Source organism: Sphingomonas sp. CROZ-RG-20F-R02-07, from assembly GCF_022662335.1.
In the GTDB taxonomy this organism is placed as follows: domain Bacteria; phylum Pseudomonadota; class Alphaproteobacteria; order Sphingomonadales; family Sphingomonadaceae; genus Sphingomonas.
This window is the reverse complement of the sequence record NZ_JAKNQJ010000001.1, coordinates 71313-86512: the sequence shown is the minus strand read 5'-3', so window position 1 is coordinate 86512 and position 15200 is coordinate 71313. Positions and strand designations below refer to the sequence as shown.

At 68.2% G+C, this 15200-nt stretch carries 14 protein-coding genes; 8 read left to right on the top strand and 6 right to left on the bottom strand.

Annotation, left to right across the window (positions count from 1 at the left end):
• The first annotated feature begins 14 nt into the window (after positions 1-14).
• The 3 genes from L8H00_RS00345 to L8H00_RS00335 are packed head-to-tail and all read left to right on the top strand — an operon-like array spanning position 15 to position 2412.
• Entirely contained in the window at positions 15-986 is a 972-nt protein-coding gene (locus L8H00_RS00345; RefSeq protein WP_242095234.1) for a type II secretion system F family protein, read from the top strand.
• Positions 987-993: 7 nt separating this feature from the next.
• Positions 994-1989, top strand: a complete 996-nt coding sequence (locus tag L8H00_RS00340) for a type II secretion system F family protein (protein WP_242095233.1) — start codon at positions 994-996, stop codon at positions 1987-1989.
• Between the two features lie 54 nt (positions 1990-2043).
• Entirely contained in the window at positions 2044-2412 is a 369-nt protein-coding gene (locus L8H00_RS00335; RefSeq protein WP_242095232.1) for a hypothetical protein, read from the top strand.
• A gap of 1 nt (position 2413) precedes the next feature.
• On the opposite strand, the gene L8H00_RS00330 is transcribed toward L8H00_RS00335, so the two are convergent.
• The 5 genes from L8H00_RS00330 to L8H00_RS00310 all read right to left on the bottom strand — a co-directional run bounded on the left by L8H00_RS00330 (position 2414) and on the right by L8H00_RS00310 (position 9304).
• A complete protein-coding gene (locus tag L8H00_RS00330) occupies positions 2414-2929 on the bottom strand; it encodes a DUF1254 domain-containing protein (protein WP_242095231.1) in 516 nt (171 codons plus the stop codon).
• Entirely contained in the window at positions 2926-3477 is a 552-nt protein-coding gene (locus L8H00_RS00325; protein WP_242095230.1) for a DUF1214 domain-containing protein, read from the bottom strand. The genes L8H00_RS00330 and L8H00_RS00325 overlap by 4 nt, the downstream gene beginning before the upstream one ends.
• Positions 3474-6149, bottom strand: coding sequence for a pyruvate, phosphate dikinase (gene ppdK, locus L8H00_RS00320; RefSeq protein ID WP_242095229.1), 2676 nt, complete (start codon positions 6147-6149; stop codon positions 3474-3476). The genes L8H00_RS00325 and ppdK overlap by 4 nt, the downstream gene beginning before the upstream one ends.
• 69 nt (positions 6150-6218) lie before the next feature.
• Complete coding sequence (gene glyS / locus L8H00_RS00315; protein ID WP_242095228.1) at positions 6219-8468, bottom strand: glycine--tRNA ligase subunit beta; 2250 nt, start codon at positions 8466-8468, stop codon at positions 6219-6221.
• A complete protein-coding gene (locus tag L8H00_RS00310) occupies positions 8465-9304 on the bottom strand; it encodes a glycine--tRNA ligase subunit alpha (RefSeq protein WP_242095902.1) in 840 nt (279 codons plus the stop codon). Before L8H00_RS00310 ends, glyS begins: the two co-directional genes overlap by 4 nt.
• Positions 9305-9429: 125 nt before the next feature.
• On the opposite strand from L8H00_RS00310, the gene L8H00_RS00305 reads away from it, so the two are divergent.
• The 3 genes from L8H00_RS00305 (at position 9430) to pth (ending at position 11738) form a co-directional block, all read left to right on the top strand.
• A complete protein-coding gene (locus L8H00_RS00305) occupies positions 9430-10344 on the top strand; it encodes a TraB/GumN family protein (RefSeq protein ID WP_242095227.1) in 915 nt (304 codons plus the stop codon).
• 114 nt (positions 10345-10458) lie between these two features.
• Positions 10459-11082, top strand: coding sequence for a 50S ribosomal protein L25/general stress protein Ctc (locus L8H00_RS00300; protein ID WP_242095226.1), 624 nt, complete (start codon positions 10459-10461; stop codon positions 11080-11082).
• Between the two features lie 89 nt (positions 11083-11171).
• Positions 11172-11738 (top strand): aminoacyl-tRNA hydrolase, encoded by a 567-nt coding sequence (pth, locus tag L8H00_RS00295; RefSeq protein WP_242095225.1) that lies wholly within the window; start codon positions 11172-11174, stop codon positions 11736-11738.
• A gap of 27 nt (positions 11739-11765) precedes the next feature.
• Here pth and L8H00_RS00290 read toward each other — a convergent pair whose 3' ends face one another.
• Entirely contained in the window at positions 11766-12458 is a 693-nt protein-coding gene (locus L8H00_RS00290; protein WP_242095224.1) for a hypothetical protein, read from the bottom strand.
• Positions 12459-12697: 239 nt separating this feature from the next.
• Between L8H00_RS00290 and ychF the strand changes: the two genes are divergently transcribed.
• Both ychF and L8H00_RS00280 read left to right on the top strand, forming a co-directional pair.
• On the top strand, positions 12698-13798 hold the full coding sequence (gene ychF / locus L8H00_RS00285; RefSeq protein ID WP_242095223.1) for a redox-regulated ATPase YchF: 1101 nt from the start codon (positions 12698-12700) through the stop codon (positions 13796-13798).
• A gap of 61 nt (positions 13799-13859) precedes the next feature.
• A complete protein-coding gene (locus tag L8H00_RS00280; RefSeq protein WP_242095222.1) occupies positions 13860-15191 on the top strand; it encodes an ectonucleotide pyrophosphatase/phosphodiesterase in 1332 nt (443 codons plus the stop codon).
• The last annotated feature ends 9 nt before the right edge of the window (positions 15192-15200 follow it).

The following is a 15200-nucleotide window of genomic DNA, read 5'->3' as shown; positions in this document are numbered from 1 at the left end:
CAGGAGGATTCGCGATGCCGATGATGCCGCTGCTGCTCGTGGCGATGGGCGGGCTGATGATGATCGGCCTGCTGTTCATGGCGTTTTCCGGTCCGTCGGCCTCGCGCGCGCAGACGCGGCGCCTGGTCGCGGTGCGCGGCCGCCATGTCGAGGGCGCGCTCGCGGTCGATTCGCAGATGCGCCGCATCACCAATGCGCAGAACACGCGGATGGACCTGGCGTTCGGCCGGATCCTGCCCAACCCCGCGCAACTCGCCAAGCGGCTGGCCATGACCGGCAAGACCTGGACCGTCGGCCAATATGGCATCGCGACCGCGGTGCTGGCCGTCGTCATGCTGATCGTGCTGAAGGTCGTCGGCCTGCCGCTGCTGCTGGCGCTGTTCCTCGGGCTGATGGTGGGCGTCGGGCTGCCGCATTTCGTCGTCGGCTTCTTCATCAAGCGGCGCATCGCGCAGTTCACCGCCAAATTCCCCGACGCCATCGAACTGCTCGTGCGCGGTCTGCGCTCGGGTTTGCCGATCAGCGAGACGATCGGCGTGGTCGGGCACGAGATCAACGGCCCGGTGGGGGTCGAATTCCGACTGGTATCCGATCGCATGAAGATCGGGCGGACGATGGACGCCGCCCTTCAGGATACCGCGGACCGGCTCGGCACGCCCGAATTCCAGTTCTTCGTCATCACGATCGCGATCCAGCGCGAGACCGGCGGCAATCTGGCCGAAACGCTCGCGAACCTGGCCAATGTGTTGCGCATGCGCGGCCAGATGAAGCTGAAGATCAAGGCGATGTCGTCCGAATCCAAGGCCTCGGCCTATATCATCGGATCGCTGCCGTTCATCGTGTTCGTGATGATCTGGATGATTAACGGCACCTATATGCAGACCTTCTTCACCGACCAGCGGCTGATGGTCGCAGGCGGCGGCGGGCTGCTGTGGATGGGGATCGGCGCCTTCATCATGGCCAAAATGATCAGCTTCGAGATTTGAGGATCGGATGATGGGAACCACCGCCGGTCCGACGATCCTGGGCTTCGACGTGATCTGGATCGCAACCATTCTCGCAGGCGTGGGCGCGTTCGCGGTGATGATGGCGATCTATGCCGTCACCACCGTGCACGACCCGATGACCAAGCGCGTCAAGGCGCTGAACGACCGGCGCGAGCAGCTGAAGGCGGGCATCACCGCCTCCACCAAACGCCGCGCCAAGCTCGTCCAGCGCAACGACACCGCCGACAAGATGCGCGGCATGCTGACGTCGATGAAGGTGCTGCAGGACAGCCAGTTGAAGGCGGCGCAGACCAAGTTGATGCAGGCCGGCATCCGGTCGAAGGAATGGGCGGTCGCGGTGATCTTCGGCCGGCTGGTGCTGCCGATCGTCTTCGGCGGGCTGATGCTCTACATCGTCTACGGCACCGACACCTTCGCGACGTACAGCCCGCTCAAACGCTATGGCATCGCCGCGGTCAGCTTCATTCTCGCCTACAAGGCGCCCGATCTCTTCCTCAACAACAAGATCCAGAAGCGCACCGCCGCGATCCGCAAGGGCCTGCCCGATGCGCTCGACCTGCTGGTGATCTGCGCCGAGGCGGGCCTGACGGTGGATGCCGCCTTCGCCCGCGTCTCGCGCGAACTGGGCCGCGCCTATCCCGAACTGGGCGACGAATTTACGCTCACCGCGATCGAGCTGGGCTTCCTGACCGAGCGGCGCCAGGCATTCGAGAATCTCGCCGCGCGCGTGAAGCTCGATGCGATCAAGGGCGTGGTGACGACGATGGTGCAGACCGAGAAATACGGTACGCCACTTGCATCGGCGCTGCGCGTGCTGTCCGCCGAATTCCGCAACGAGCGGATGATGCGCGCCGAGGAAAAGGCCGCGCGCCTGCCCGCGATCATGACGGTGCCGCTGATCCTGTTCATCCTGCCCGTGCTGTTCGTCGTCATCCTCGGGCCGGCGGCCTGCTCGATCTCGGATGCGTTCAAGGCGCATTGAGGCGGCAACCGTCGCGGCGGTCGGTCGTTATCCTCCCGTAACAGGAGGATTTCGATGCCGTTGTTTTCCACGCCCACGCAGTTCGCCGTGCTCGCGCTGATGCTTGTCGCCGGCTGGTTCCTCGGACTCGCGAGCCATCCCGGCGGCAAGAAGTGGCGCGCGCGCTATGCTGCCGAGCGCGATGCGCACGCCGCGGAACGCGAGGCGCATGCGGCCACGCGCAAGGATGCGGACGCGCGCGTCTCGGCGGCCACCGCGCACCATGCCGAACTGGAGCGCGAGAATGCGCGTCTGGCGCAGCAGCCGGCGCCCGTCGCCGCAACGGCGGCCCGGCCGGCGCGCGTGACGATGGCCACCCGCCCCGCCTATCCCTCGGGCGAACGCCGCGGCTGGTTCGATTGGGGCACCACCCCGCGCGCCTGACCTAACCTGTCGCGCAGGTCGCACTGCGGCGCGCCGCATCGATCGGCGCGAAGCGGGTGCGGTCCTGGATCAGGATGCGCAGCAACGCGACCCCGCGACGGCCGCCGACGCGAACCACCGGTACACCGGCGGGCACGCGCTGCCCGCCTAGCGCCACCGCGATCCGGATCGGGCCGCCATGCGCCTGAACGCCGTTGCGCACATAGGCGACGTCGGTATGCGCATCGAACACCGACAGCGACCAATAGGGCGACGGCATCGGCGGCACCGCGACGACCAGCGGCCCTTTCAGCAGATCGAACGCGCAGGACGAATAGGCGAGATCGGGGCTCGGGCGGACGATCGTGCGCGCCGCGGCGGTGGCAAGCGGCGCGTGGACGAAGCGGTTGAACCCGCCCTCGCCCAGCCGGCTCACCGCCCGCGCCATCACCACGCGCGGCGTTTCGACCAAGGTCACCCGCCACGCGACGAGCGCGAACGCCGCGCCGAGCAGCAACGGATCGATCCAGCGCCTCATGCGCAACCCTGGCGGACGATGCTCGGCAATTGCGCGCGCGTGAGCGGGCCCGCCGGCAGATAGGTGCGCAGCGTCAGCCCGACATGGGCGAGGCCGCCGCTCGGCAGCCAATGGCCGGCGACCCGGCCGGGCGCGAGCGTCGCGTCCCAGCGCGCGCCCGGCGCCACCGCCGCGCTTTCGAGCGAGTGGATGCCGCTCGGATCGGCGATCAGATAGCCCTGCGCATCATAGACGGTGAGGCTCCACCACCGCGCGGGCAGCGGGCCGCCTTCGATCCGATACCGGCAATGGCCGTCGAGCGGGCGACCGGCATCGTCGGTTTCGGCCTCATAATAGCGCGCCTCGCCGGCGGGAAGCGCGAGCAGCCCGTGCACCGCCACCGCCGCGCGGGTGCGTGCGCTCGCCTGCGCGGTGCCGATTGACGCGTCGGTGGTCCATGGCCCGATCGCCAGGCCGGGCGGGCCGACGCGCACCTGCCACAGTGCGACGCCCACCCCCGTCCCGATGCCGACGACCGCGCACAGCAGATAGCGCGCGCCGCGCCTCACTTGGCCGCGTTCGCCTTCGCCAACGCCGCCTGCGCCGCGGCCAGCCGGGCGATCGGCACGCGGTACGGCGAAGCCGAGACGTAATCGAGCCCCACCGTCTCGCAAAAGGCGATGCTCGCCGGATCGCCGCCATGTTCGCCGCAGATACCGAGCTTGATGTCGGGGCGCGTGGCCCGCCCGCGTTCGGCGGCGATCTCGATCAGCTCGCCCACGCCCTCCACGTCGATGCTGACGAACGGGTCCTTGGCGTAGATGCCCTGCTCGACATAGACGCCCAGGAACCGGGCCGCATCGTCGCGGCTGACGCCCAGCGTCGTCTGCGTCAGATCGTTGGTGCCGAACGAGAAGAACTCGCCCACCTCGGCGATCTCGCCCGCACGCAGTGCCGCGCGGGGCAGCTCGATCATCGTGCCGACCAGATACTGGATCGTCGTGCCGCGCTCGGCGAACACCGCCTGCGCGGCCTTGTCGACCACCGCCTTCATCAATTCGAGCTCGCGCCGCGTCGCGACCAGCGGGATCATCACCTCGGGAATCGGCGCGGAGCCCGATTTCTCGGCCACGTCGATCGCCGCCTCGAAGATCGCCCGCGCCTGCATCTCGTAGATTTCGGGATAGGTGACGCCCAGCCGACAGCCGCGATGGCCGAGCATCGGGTTGAATTCGTGCAGCTCCATCGCACGGCGCTTCAGCACGTCCACCGAAACGCCCGCGGCGGTCGCCACCTCGGCGAACTCGGCCTCCTCGTGCGGCAGGAACTCATGCAGCGGCGGATCGAGCAGGCGGATGGTGACGGGCAGGCCCGCCATCACCTCCAGGATCGCGGTGAAGTCGGCGCGCTGTTCGGGCAGCAGCTTGTCGAGCGCGGCGCGGCGGCCGGCCTCGTCGCTGGCCAGGATCATCTGGCGTACCGCGGTGATGCGGCTCGCGTCGAAGAACATATGCTCGGTGCGGCACAGGCCGACGCCCTCGGCGCCGAACTCGCGCGCCACGCGGCAATCCTCGGGCGTCTCGGCATTGGCGCGCACCTTCAGCCGGCGCACCCCATCGGCCCATTCCATCAGCGTCGCGAAATCGCCCGACAGCTCGGGCTGAACGGTCGCCACGCTGCCGATCATCACCTCGCCGGTGGTGCCGTCGATCGTCAGCGTCTCGCCCTCGCGCACCTCGCGGTCTCCGACGCGCATCACCCGCGCCTTCACGTCGATCGACAGCGTACCCGCGCCCGAGACACAGGGGCGCCCCATGCCACGCGCCACCACCGCGGCATGGCTCGTCATGCCGCCGCGGGCGGTCAAGATGCCCTTGGCCGCGTGCATGCCGTGGATGTCCTCGGGGCTGGTTTCGGTGCGCACCAGGATCACCGCATCGCCCGCCGCCGCGCGTTTCTCCGCGGTGTCGGCATCGAACACCACCGCGCCCGATGCGGCACCGGGGCTCGCTGGCAGCCCCTTGGTCAGCACGTCGCGCACCGCCTTGGGATCGAGCGTCGGGTGCAGCAACTGGTCGAGCGCCATCGGCTCCACGCGCGCGATCGCCTCCTCGCGCGTGATGAGCCCTTCGCTCGCCATGTCGACCGCGATGCGCAGCGCCGCCTTGGCGGTGCGCTTGCCCGAGCGCGTCTGGAGCATCCACAGCTTGGTCTTCTCGACCGTGAACTCGATGTCCTGCATGTCGCGGTAATGCGTTTCCAGCGTGTCGAACACGGTGGCCAGCTCGGCATAGACCTCGGGCATCGCCTCTTCCATCGAGGCGGGCTTCGCGCCGGCCTCCTCGCGCGCCGCCTTGGTCAGATATTGCGGGGTGCGGATCCCCGCGACCACGTCCTCGCCCTGCGCGTTGATGAGGAATTCGCCATAATAGGCGTTGGTGCCCTTGGCCGGATCGCGCGTGAACGCGACGCCCGTGGCCGAGGTGTCGCCCATGTTGCCGAACACCATCGCCTGCACGTTCACCGCCGTGCCCCAGCTTGCGGGAATGTCGTTGAGGCGGCGATAGACCTTCGCCCGCTCCGACTGCCACGATCCGAACACCGCGCCGACGGCACCCCACAGCTGGTCGTGCACGTCCTGCGGAAAGGGCTTGCCCCATTGCTGCGCGACGAGCGTCTTATATTCGTCGACCAGCGCCTTCAGATCGTCGGCGCTGAGTTCGGTGTCGAGATAGAAGCCGCGATCTTCCTTGGCGATTTCCAGTGCTTCCTCGAAGCTGCCATGATCGAGCTCGAGCACGACATCGGCATACATCTGGATGAAGCGGCGATAGCTGTCCCACGCGAAACGCGCATCGCCGCTCGCGGTGGCGAGGCCCTCGACGGTTTCGTCGTTGAGCCCGAGGTTCAGCACCGTGTCCATCATTCCCGGCATCGACACGCGCGCGCCGCTGCGCACTGACACGAGCAACGGGTCCGACGAATCGCCGAACCGCTTGCCGGTCACCCCCTCGATATGCGTCAGCCCGGCGGCCACCTCCGCGCGGACATCGTCGGGAAACTGCTCGCCTTCGTCGTAATAGCGCGTGCACATCGGCGTGGAGATGGTGAACCCCGGCGGCACCGGCAGGCCGATCGAGGCCATCTCGGCGAGGTTCGCGCCCTTGCCGCCGAGCAACGTCTTGTCGCCCGCGCCGCCATCCGAAACGCCGCCGCCGAAGCGGTACACATATTGGGTCATGGTCGATCCTCTTCGTGTTTTCTGTTTTCGCTGGGGAGGCGCTGGAAAATCGTACGGGCCGTGCGGTCCTCAGCCCTCGATGCGCGAGAAATCGGCAACGTCGTGCACCGCGCGCCGCACGCGGTCGAGCAGGGCCAGACGGCCCAGGCGCTTCGCCGGATCGGCATCGTTCACCGTCACCGCCTCGAAGAACGCGTCGATCGGATGGCGAAGCGTGGCCAGCGCCGCCATCGCGCCGGCGAAATCCTCCGCCGCGATCGCCCGCGCGGCGCGCGGTGCGGCGGCGTCGAGCGCGACGACGAGCGCCTCCTCGGCGGGCTCGCGGGCATAGGACGGTGCCTGCCCCGCATCGTTCTCTGCCGCAGCGAAACCTTCTTTTTTCAGGATATTGGCCGCGCGCTTATAGCCGGCGAGCAGGTTGGCGCCGTCCGTCATGCCGACGAACGCCTGGAGCGCACGGACGCGCGCGAGCAGGCGGACGAGATCGTCCTCGCCACCCAGCGCAAACACCGCATCGATCAGGTCGTGGCGCACGCCAGCCTCGCGCTGCTGCACCTTCAGCCGTTCGAGCAGAAAGGGCTCGAACTTGGGCAGCCCGTCCTCCATCAGCTTCACCGCCGCGCCGCCCTCGCCCTCGAACGCAATCCGGTGCTCGTAATCGGGACCGAGCAGCGATTCGCGCGCGACGCCGATCCGGTTCGCCGCCGCCATGTCTTCCGACACCGCCTTGCCCGCCACGCGCTGGCCGAGCTGACGGATGACGCTGCCGCCAGCCTGTTCGATCATCAGCCCCATCGGCAGCCGCAGATCGTGCTTCAGGATCAGGGCCAGCAATCCGAGCGCCGCGCGGCGCAGCGCGAACGGATCCTTCGATCCCGTCGGCGCCTCGTTGATCGCGAAGAAGGCGAGCAGCGTGTCGAGCTTGTCGGCCAGGCTGACCGCCACCGTCACTGGCGCGTCGGGCACGTCGTCGCCCTGCCCCACCGGCTTGTAATGGTCGCGCACCGCTGCGGCGACCTGCGGATCTTCGCCCTGCGCGGCGGCATAATAGCCGCCCATCAGCCCCTGGAGCTCGGGGAATTCGCCGACCATCCCGGTGACGAGATCCGCCTTCGCCAACCGCGCCGCGCGTTCGGCGAGATCCGCCAATCCCTTCGTTCCCCGGCCTTCGCCGGGGAGCGCAGAAGAGAAAGTCTCGCGAACGATCCCCGCCTCGACCAGCCAGCGCGCGAGCTTCGCCACACGGTCCACCTTATCGGCCACGGTGCCGAGCTTTTCGTGAAAGACGATCTTGCCGAGCTTGGCCGCCTGCGCATCGAGCGGCACCTTCAAGTCGGTGTCGTAGAAGAACTTCGCATCCGCCAGCCGCGCGGCGAGTACCTTGCGGTTGCCCTCGACGATGCGTGCGCCGCCGTCCGCCGCGGCGATGTTGGCGGTGCAGACGAAGGCGTTCGCCAGCACGCCATCCGGGGTGCGGCAGACGAAATATTTCTGGTTCACGCGCGCGGTGAGCTGGATCACCTCGGGCGGCACGTCGAGAAACGCGGGATCGAAGCGGCCGAGCAGCGGCACCGGATATTCGGTCAGCCCCGCATTCTCGGCGACGAGCCCCTCGTCCTCCACCAGCACCAGCCCCGCCGCGCTCGCCGCCGCGCGCGAGCCGTCGCGGATCACACGGGCGCGTTCGTCCTGATCGACGATCACATGGCAGGCGCGCAGCTTCTCGACATAGTCGTGCGCACCGCCGATCGTGATCTGGTAGGGATGGTGGAAGCGGTGGCCGAGTGTCGCGGCCCGCGCCGCGATCCCGGCGATCCCGACGGGCACCAATTCCTCGCCGAGCAGCGCGACGATGCCCTGCAACGGCCGCACCCAGCGCAGCGACTCGGTCGACCGCGAGGCATCGCCCCAGCGCATCGACTTGGGCCAGGGAAAGCCGCGGACGATGGCGGGGATCGCCTCGGCGAGCACGTCGGCGGTCGCGCGGCCGGGCTTGTGAGTCACGGCGAAGAAAACGCCGTCACGCTCGACCAGTTGCTCGCGCGCCAGGCCGGTCTTGCGCAGGAAACCCTCGAGCGCCTGCGGCGGCGCGGACGTCTTGGGCCCCTTCACCTCTTCCGAGGTGGCGGCGGTCTCCAGCGGCAGATCGCGCGCGATGAGCGCGAGGCGCCGCGGCGTGGCATAGGTGACGATCGCGCCGGTCGCGACGCCCGCGCGCGCCATCTCCGCCGCGAACAGCCGCGCGAGATCCTCGCGCGCCTTGGCCTGCATGCGCGCGGGGATTTCCTCGGAGCGGAGTTCGAGAAGGAAGTCGCTCACGCCGCCCATCCGTTCTTGTCCATCCAGGCGCCGCACGCGCCCTTCGCCAGATCGCGGACGCGGCCCATATAGGCCTGGCGCTCGGCGACCGATATCACCCCGCGCGCCTGCAACAGGTTGAACACGTGGCTCGCCTTGATCGCCTGTTCATAGGCGGGGATCGGCAGCTTCGCGTTCAGCGAATTCTCGCATTCGGCGACATGCTTGCGGAAGCTGTCGAACAGCGAATCGGTGTCGGCCACCTCGAAATTCCAGGTCGACATCTCGCGCTCATTCTCGAGAAACACATCGCCGTAGGTGACGCCCGCATCGTTGAACGCCAGGTCGTACACGTTGTCGACGTCCTGCACGTACATGGCGAGACGTTCGAGCCCATAGGTCAGCTCGCCCGCGACGGGCTTCATGTCGTAGCCGCCCATCTGCTGGAAATAGGTGAACTGGGTCACCTCCATCCCGTCGCACCAGACCTCCCAGCCGAGCCCCCATGCGCCGAGCGTCGGGCTTTCCCAATCATCCTCCACGAAGCGGATGTCGTGGACGAGCGGATCGATCCCGATCGCGGCGAGACTGCCGAGATACAGGTCCTGAAGGTCGGCCGGGCTCGGCTTCAGGATCACCTGATATTGGTAATAATGCTGCAGCCGGTTGGGGTTCTCGCCGTAGCGGCCATCGGTCGGGCGGCGGCACGGCTGGACGAAGGCGGCGTTCCAGGGCCTGGGCCCCAGCGCGCGCAGCGTCGTCGCGGTGTGGAAGGTGCCGGCGCCCATCTCCATGTCATAGGGCTGGAGGATGAGGCAGCCGCGATCGCTCCAGTAATCATGGAGCGTGAGGATCATGCGCTGGAAGGAAAGTGCGGTCACGGGCCGGCTTTGGCGAAGTGCCGCCGATCAGGCAAGTGGTGCCCGGCGCTGCGAGCGGTTAGGACCGCATGGCTGACGCCCCATTCGCGAGGATCCTACGCTTGAACCATGCCCCGTTCCGCACCGCGCTCGCGCTGCTGGCGCTCGCCGCCGCGCTTCCCGCCTGCGCGCAGAAGACGCCCGCGCGCGCGGCGAACGATGCCGATCCCGCCCTGTGGGTGGTGCATGGGCCGGCCAGCGCGCACCGGGGCACGGTGTATCTGTTCGGGACGATCCATGTGCTGAAACCGGGCCTCTCCTGGTTCGACGAGGCGGTGAAGACGGCGTTCGACCGCTCGGACCAGGTGGTGCTCGAACTGGTGATGCCCGATGCCACGACGATGCAGGGCATCGTCAAGGCAACCGGCCTGACGAGCAGCGGCCCGACCCTCACCGAACAATTGCCGCCCGACAAGCGCGCCGCCTTCACCAAGGCGGTGGTCGATCTGGGCCTGCCCGCGAACGCGCTGGACCGCTACAAGCCCTGGCTCGCGGCGACCACGCTGTCGATCACCCCGCTCGAGAAGCTCGGCTATGATCCGGCGAACGGGCCCGAACACGTCATCACCGCCGCGGCCGAGGCCGCGCACAAGCCGGTGATCGGGCTGGAGACCGCGCAGCAGCAGCTCGGCTATTTCGGCGGCCTGTCGCAAAAGGCGCAGGTGCAGTTCCTCGTCTCGACGCTGGACGAACTGCCGAGCGTCGGCACGCAGATGCGCAAGATGGTCGACGAATGGGCGCAGGGCCGCCCCGAGGCGCTGGCCGAGGACATGAACGACGACCTGAAGGAATCGCCTGAGGTCGCACAGACGCTGCTCGTCGACCGCAACCGCCGCTGGGCGCAGTGGATCAAGGCGCGGCTGGCGAAGCCCGGCACGGTCTTCATGGCGGTGGGCGCCGGCCATCTGGCGGGCGCGGACAGCGTCCAGGCGCAGCTGGCCAAGCTGGGGCTGAAGGCGAAGCGCGTGAAGTATTGACCGCGGGCGCCCGGTTGCACCGATCCGTCATATGGGCTATGCGCGCCCGCTTCCGGCCATGGTCATCCCTGGAGGCGTGGGCGGAAATGACCTTACGTATTTCGGAGTGATACCATGAGCGATATGCTGACGCTCGCAGCCGAGACGCGTGACCGGGTTGGCAAGGGAGCCTCCCGTGCACTCCGTCGCGATGGCCGCGTGCCCGCCGTGATCTACGGCCAGAACCAGGAACCGACATCGGTCCATCTCGAGGCCAAGGCGCTCGTGAAGGCGCTGTCGACGGGCCATTTCATGACCTCGGTCGTGATGGTGAACGGCGTGCGCACGCTGCCCAAGGACGTGGCGTTCCATCCCGTGACGGATCGTCCGCTCCATGTCGATTTCCTGCGGATCGGCGAACACACCGAGGTCACCGTGTCGGTGCCCGTCGTGTTCACCGACGAGGAGCTGTCGCCGGGCATCGCCAAGGGTAATGGCGTGCTGAACATCGTCGCGCACGAGGTCGAGCTGGTCTGCGATGCGGCCGAGATCCCCGAGGCGGTCACCATCTCGCTCAAGGGCCGCGAGATCGGCGATTCGATCCACATGGGCGACGTGACTTTGCCCGCCGGCGCCAAGGCCTCGGCCGACGAGACGTTCACGATCGCCACGATCGTGCCGCCGACCGTGCCGACCGCCGCCGACGACGCTGCGGATGCCGAAGCCGGCATCGGCGTGAGCGAAACGCCGCAGGGCTGATCCCTTAGCCGTCTCAGGGCGGAGCGGGATTGATAGGGGCAGGGTAGCGGCATCGCTCCCCTGCCCTTTTCGTATCGAAGGAGTGCGACGTGCAGGTCTGGGTGGGGCTCGGCAATCCGGGTGCGCAATATGCGATGCACCGGCACAATGTCGGGTTCATGGCGGTGGACACGATCGCCGACGTCCATGGCTTCTCGGCGCCCCGCAAACAGTTCCAGGGATGGGTGCAGGAGGGGCGGATCGGCACCGCGAAGATCCTGCTGCTGAAGCCCGCGACCTTCATGAACGAAAGCGGCCGCAGCGTCGGCGACGCGCTGCGCTTCTACAAGCTGGGTGTGGACGCGCTCACCGTCTTTCACGACGAGCTGGATCTCGCGCCGATGAAGCTGAAGGTGCGCACCGGCGGCGGGCTGGCCGGGCATAACGGGCTGCGCTCGATCGACCAGCATCTGGGGCCGGATTTCCGCCGCGTGCGGATCGGGATCGGGCATCCGGGGCACAAGGACCGGGTGACCGGCCATGTGCTCGGCAATTATGCCAAGGCGGAGATCGATCCGCTGACCGACCTGCTGGGTGCGATCGCGGCCGAGGCGCCATGGCTGGCGGCCGGCGACGACGTACGCTTCATGAACGACGTGGCGCAGCGGCTGGCCTGACCACCGCGCCGCGCCGCGAACCTCGCCTCAGAACCGCGCGCCGACCACCAGGTTCATGATCGGGTTCATCGCCGCGCCCGATCCGCCGAGCGACGCGCCGTTATGGATCCGCCCCGGGATCCCCGAATAGGCATGGCCGAGCAGCGAGCCCGCCTCGAGGCCGAGGCTCAGATCGCGCTGGATCATGCGCGTATAGCCGACCGTCATCGCGGGCGTGTAGCGCTTGAACCCGGTGCGCACCGCCGAATTGCCCATGCCGTGCGGCGCGAAGAGCAGGCCGCCGGTGAACTTCTCCGCCTCGGCCATGAAATTGGTGCGCGAGAACATCCGCATCCCCGCGGAAAGGTGAAAACCCGTGCCGGTGACCGGGTAGAATTCCATCATCGCGCTGGCGATGCGGTGGCGCAGGCGGCTGTCCGCATCGACGATGGGCGCCTGGTCCGTGACGGCGATCGTGGCGTGCAGGCGGAAATCGCCCGCGATCGGCAGAGCCGTCATGGCGGACAGTGTCGCGATGGCCGGAAAGAACGTCACGGGCGGAAGCGCCCCGGCGGCCGGGATCGCCGCGCCCGGTTGATAGGCCGTGCCGATCGGAAAGAGGTTGCCGCCCTGAAAGGCAGCGACGGGAGCCGGTACTTCCCCCGAAAATACCGGCTCCTCGCGCGCTGTGGCTGGCTGCGCGGCGATGCACGTCACCAACGCTGCCATCCCGAATGCCATCCGCATGATCGTTTCCCCTGCGATCGTCCGGCCGTCACGCCCCCGTGCCCGGCCGTCATGATCGAGACGGGGCCGTCGCGGACTTTCCGCACCCGTAAAACGTCGCGTTGCGACGAACCGTTCTCCGTGAGAGGTAAGGCGTGGATTAACCACGAAACCCGCAGCGATGCTGGCGTTTGTGACGCGCGCGCTCTATCCGGCGGCGGCGCGCCTTTCGCGCAGGGATAAGGGTTCGAAGAATGGGTTTCCGCTGCGGCATCGTCGGTCTGCCTAATGTCGGCAAGTCGACGCTTTTCAACGCGCTGACCGAGACGGCGGCGGCACAGGCGGCGAATTATCCGTTCTGCACGATCGAGCCCAATGTCGGCAATGTCGGCGTGCCCGACAAGCGGCTGGATGCGCTCGCCAAGATCGCCGGTTCGGCCAAGATCATCGAGACCCAGTTGGGCTTCGTCGACATCGCCGGCCTGGTGCGCGGCGCGTCCAAGGGCGAGGGCCTCGGCAACCAGTTCCTCGGCAATATCCGCGAGGTGGACGCGATCGTCCATGTGCTGCGCTGCTTCACCGAGACCGATGTCACGCATGTCGAGGGCAAGGTCGATCCGATCGCCGATGCCGAGACGGTCGAGACCGAACTGATGCTCAGCGATCTCGAAAGCCTGGAGAAGCGCGTGCCCGCCGCGCAGAAAAAGGCGATGCAGGGCGACAAGGAGGCCAAGATCGCGGCATCGGTGCTGGGCCAGGCGCTCGACCTGCTGCGCGAGGGCAAGCCGGCGCGGCTCACCAAGCCGAAGGACGAGGACGAGGCGCGGGTCTTCGCGCAGGCGCAGTTGCTGACCGCCAAGCCCGTGCTCTACGTCTGCAACGTGGACGAGGGCGATGCGGCGAACGGCAATGCGCTCTCGGCGCGCGTGTTCGAGAAGGCCGCGGCCGAGGGTGCCGAGGCGGTCGTGGTGTCGGCGGCGATCGAGGCCGAGATCGCGACCATGCCGCCCGAGGATCGCGGCGACTTCCTCGCCGAGCTGGGGCTGGAGGAAACCGGCCTCGCCCGCGTCATCACCGCAGGCTACAAGCTGCTCCACCTGCTTACCTTCTTCACCGTCGGCCCCAAGGAAGCGCGCGCCTGGACCGTCCATGCCGGTGCCAAGGCCCCGCAGGCGGCGGGCGAGATCCATACCGATTTCGAGCGCGGCTTCATCCGTGCCGAGACGATCGCCTTTGCCGATTACGTGGCGCTGGGCGGCGAAAGCGGCGCGCGCGATGCGGGCAAGCTGCGCCAGGAAGGCAAGGACTATGTCGTCCATGACGGCGACGTGATGCTGTTCCGCTTCAACGTCTGACGCGGCGTTCCCGGCGGATGCCCGGGTCTTCCGACCAACCCGCGACGCCGGAGAAGCGATCATGCTGAAACCCCTTCTGGCGGCGTCGCTCCTCGCGCTCGCCGCCGCGTGCACCACGATCCCGCCGGCGCCGACGACGATCGCGGGCGAGACCCCTGCCCCGTTCGGCGCGGCGAGTCCCCGCATGGCCGCGCCCTTGGCCACCGCGGAAACGCCCGATGCGCGGCGCGCGCCCGTCACCATCCTGATCTCGATCGACGGCTTCCGGCCCGATTATCTGACCCGCGGCGTGACGCCCCATCTGAACGCGCTGGCCGCGACCGGCGTCAGTGCGTCGATGCGGCCGTCCTTCCCGACCAAGACCTTCCCCAATCACTGGACCCTGGTCACCGGGCTGGTGCCCGATCATCACGGCATCGTCGGCAACCGGATGGAGGATGTGCGGCGCCCCGGCACCGTCTTCACCATGGCCACGGACGATCCCTTCTGGTGGAACGCCGCCGAGCCGATCTGGGTGACCGCAAAGCGCGCGGGGATCCGCACCGCGACGATGCTGTGGCCGGGCGCGAACGTCGCCTGGGGCTCCACCGTGACGGCGAACGAGCATGGCGTCATCACCGGCGGCGTCCGACCCGACGATTGGGCGCAATACAACGCCAATCTGTCGGGCGACCAGCGCGTCGATACGGTGATCGACTGGCTGCGGCGGCCCGCGGCCACGCGACCAGGGTTCGTCACGCTCTATTTCGATACGGTGGACGCCGCAGGCCATGACAACGGCCCCGATTCACCCGCCGTCACCGCGGCGGTCGCCGATGTGGACCGCGAGATCGGCCGGCTCGTGGCGGGATTGGCCGCACTGCACCAGCCGGCCGATCTGGTGATCGTGGCGGATCACGGCATGGCGGCTACGTCGAGCACGCGCGTCGTGGCGCTGGATGATGTCGCCGACCCCGCCGACTACCGCACGGTGGAGACCGGCCCCTATGCAACGCTGGTGCCCGTGCCCGGTCACGCGGCGGCGCTGGAGCGCGCGATCCTGCGCCCGATCCCGCACATGACCTGTTGGCGCAAGGACGCGATTCCCGCGCGTCTGCGCTTCGGCACGAACCCGCGCGTGCCGCCCTATCTGTGCCTCGCGCAAAGCGGCTGGCTGGTCGAGAACAGCAGCCCCACCAAAGCTTTCGCGCGCGGCAATCACGGCTATGACAATGCCGATCCGGCGATGGCAGCACTGTTCGTGGCGAATGGCCCCCGCTTCGCGGCCGGGCGGCGGCTGGCGCCGTTCGACAATGTCGATGTGGCGCCGCTGCTCCGCGACCTGATGCACCTTCCCGCCGGGCAGGGACTGGACGGCGACGACCGTCCGTTCGACAAGGTCCTGCAACGGTAGGAGACGGGC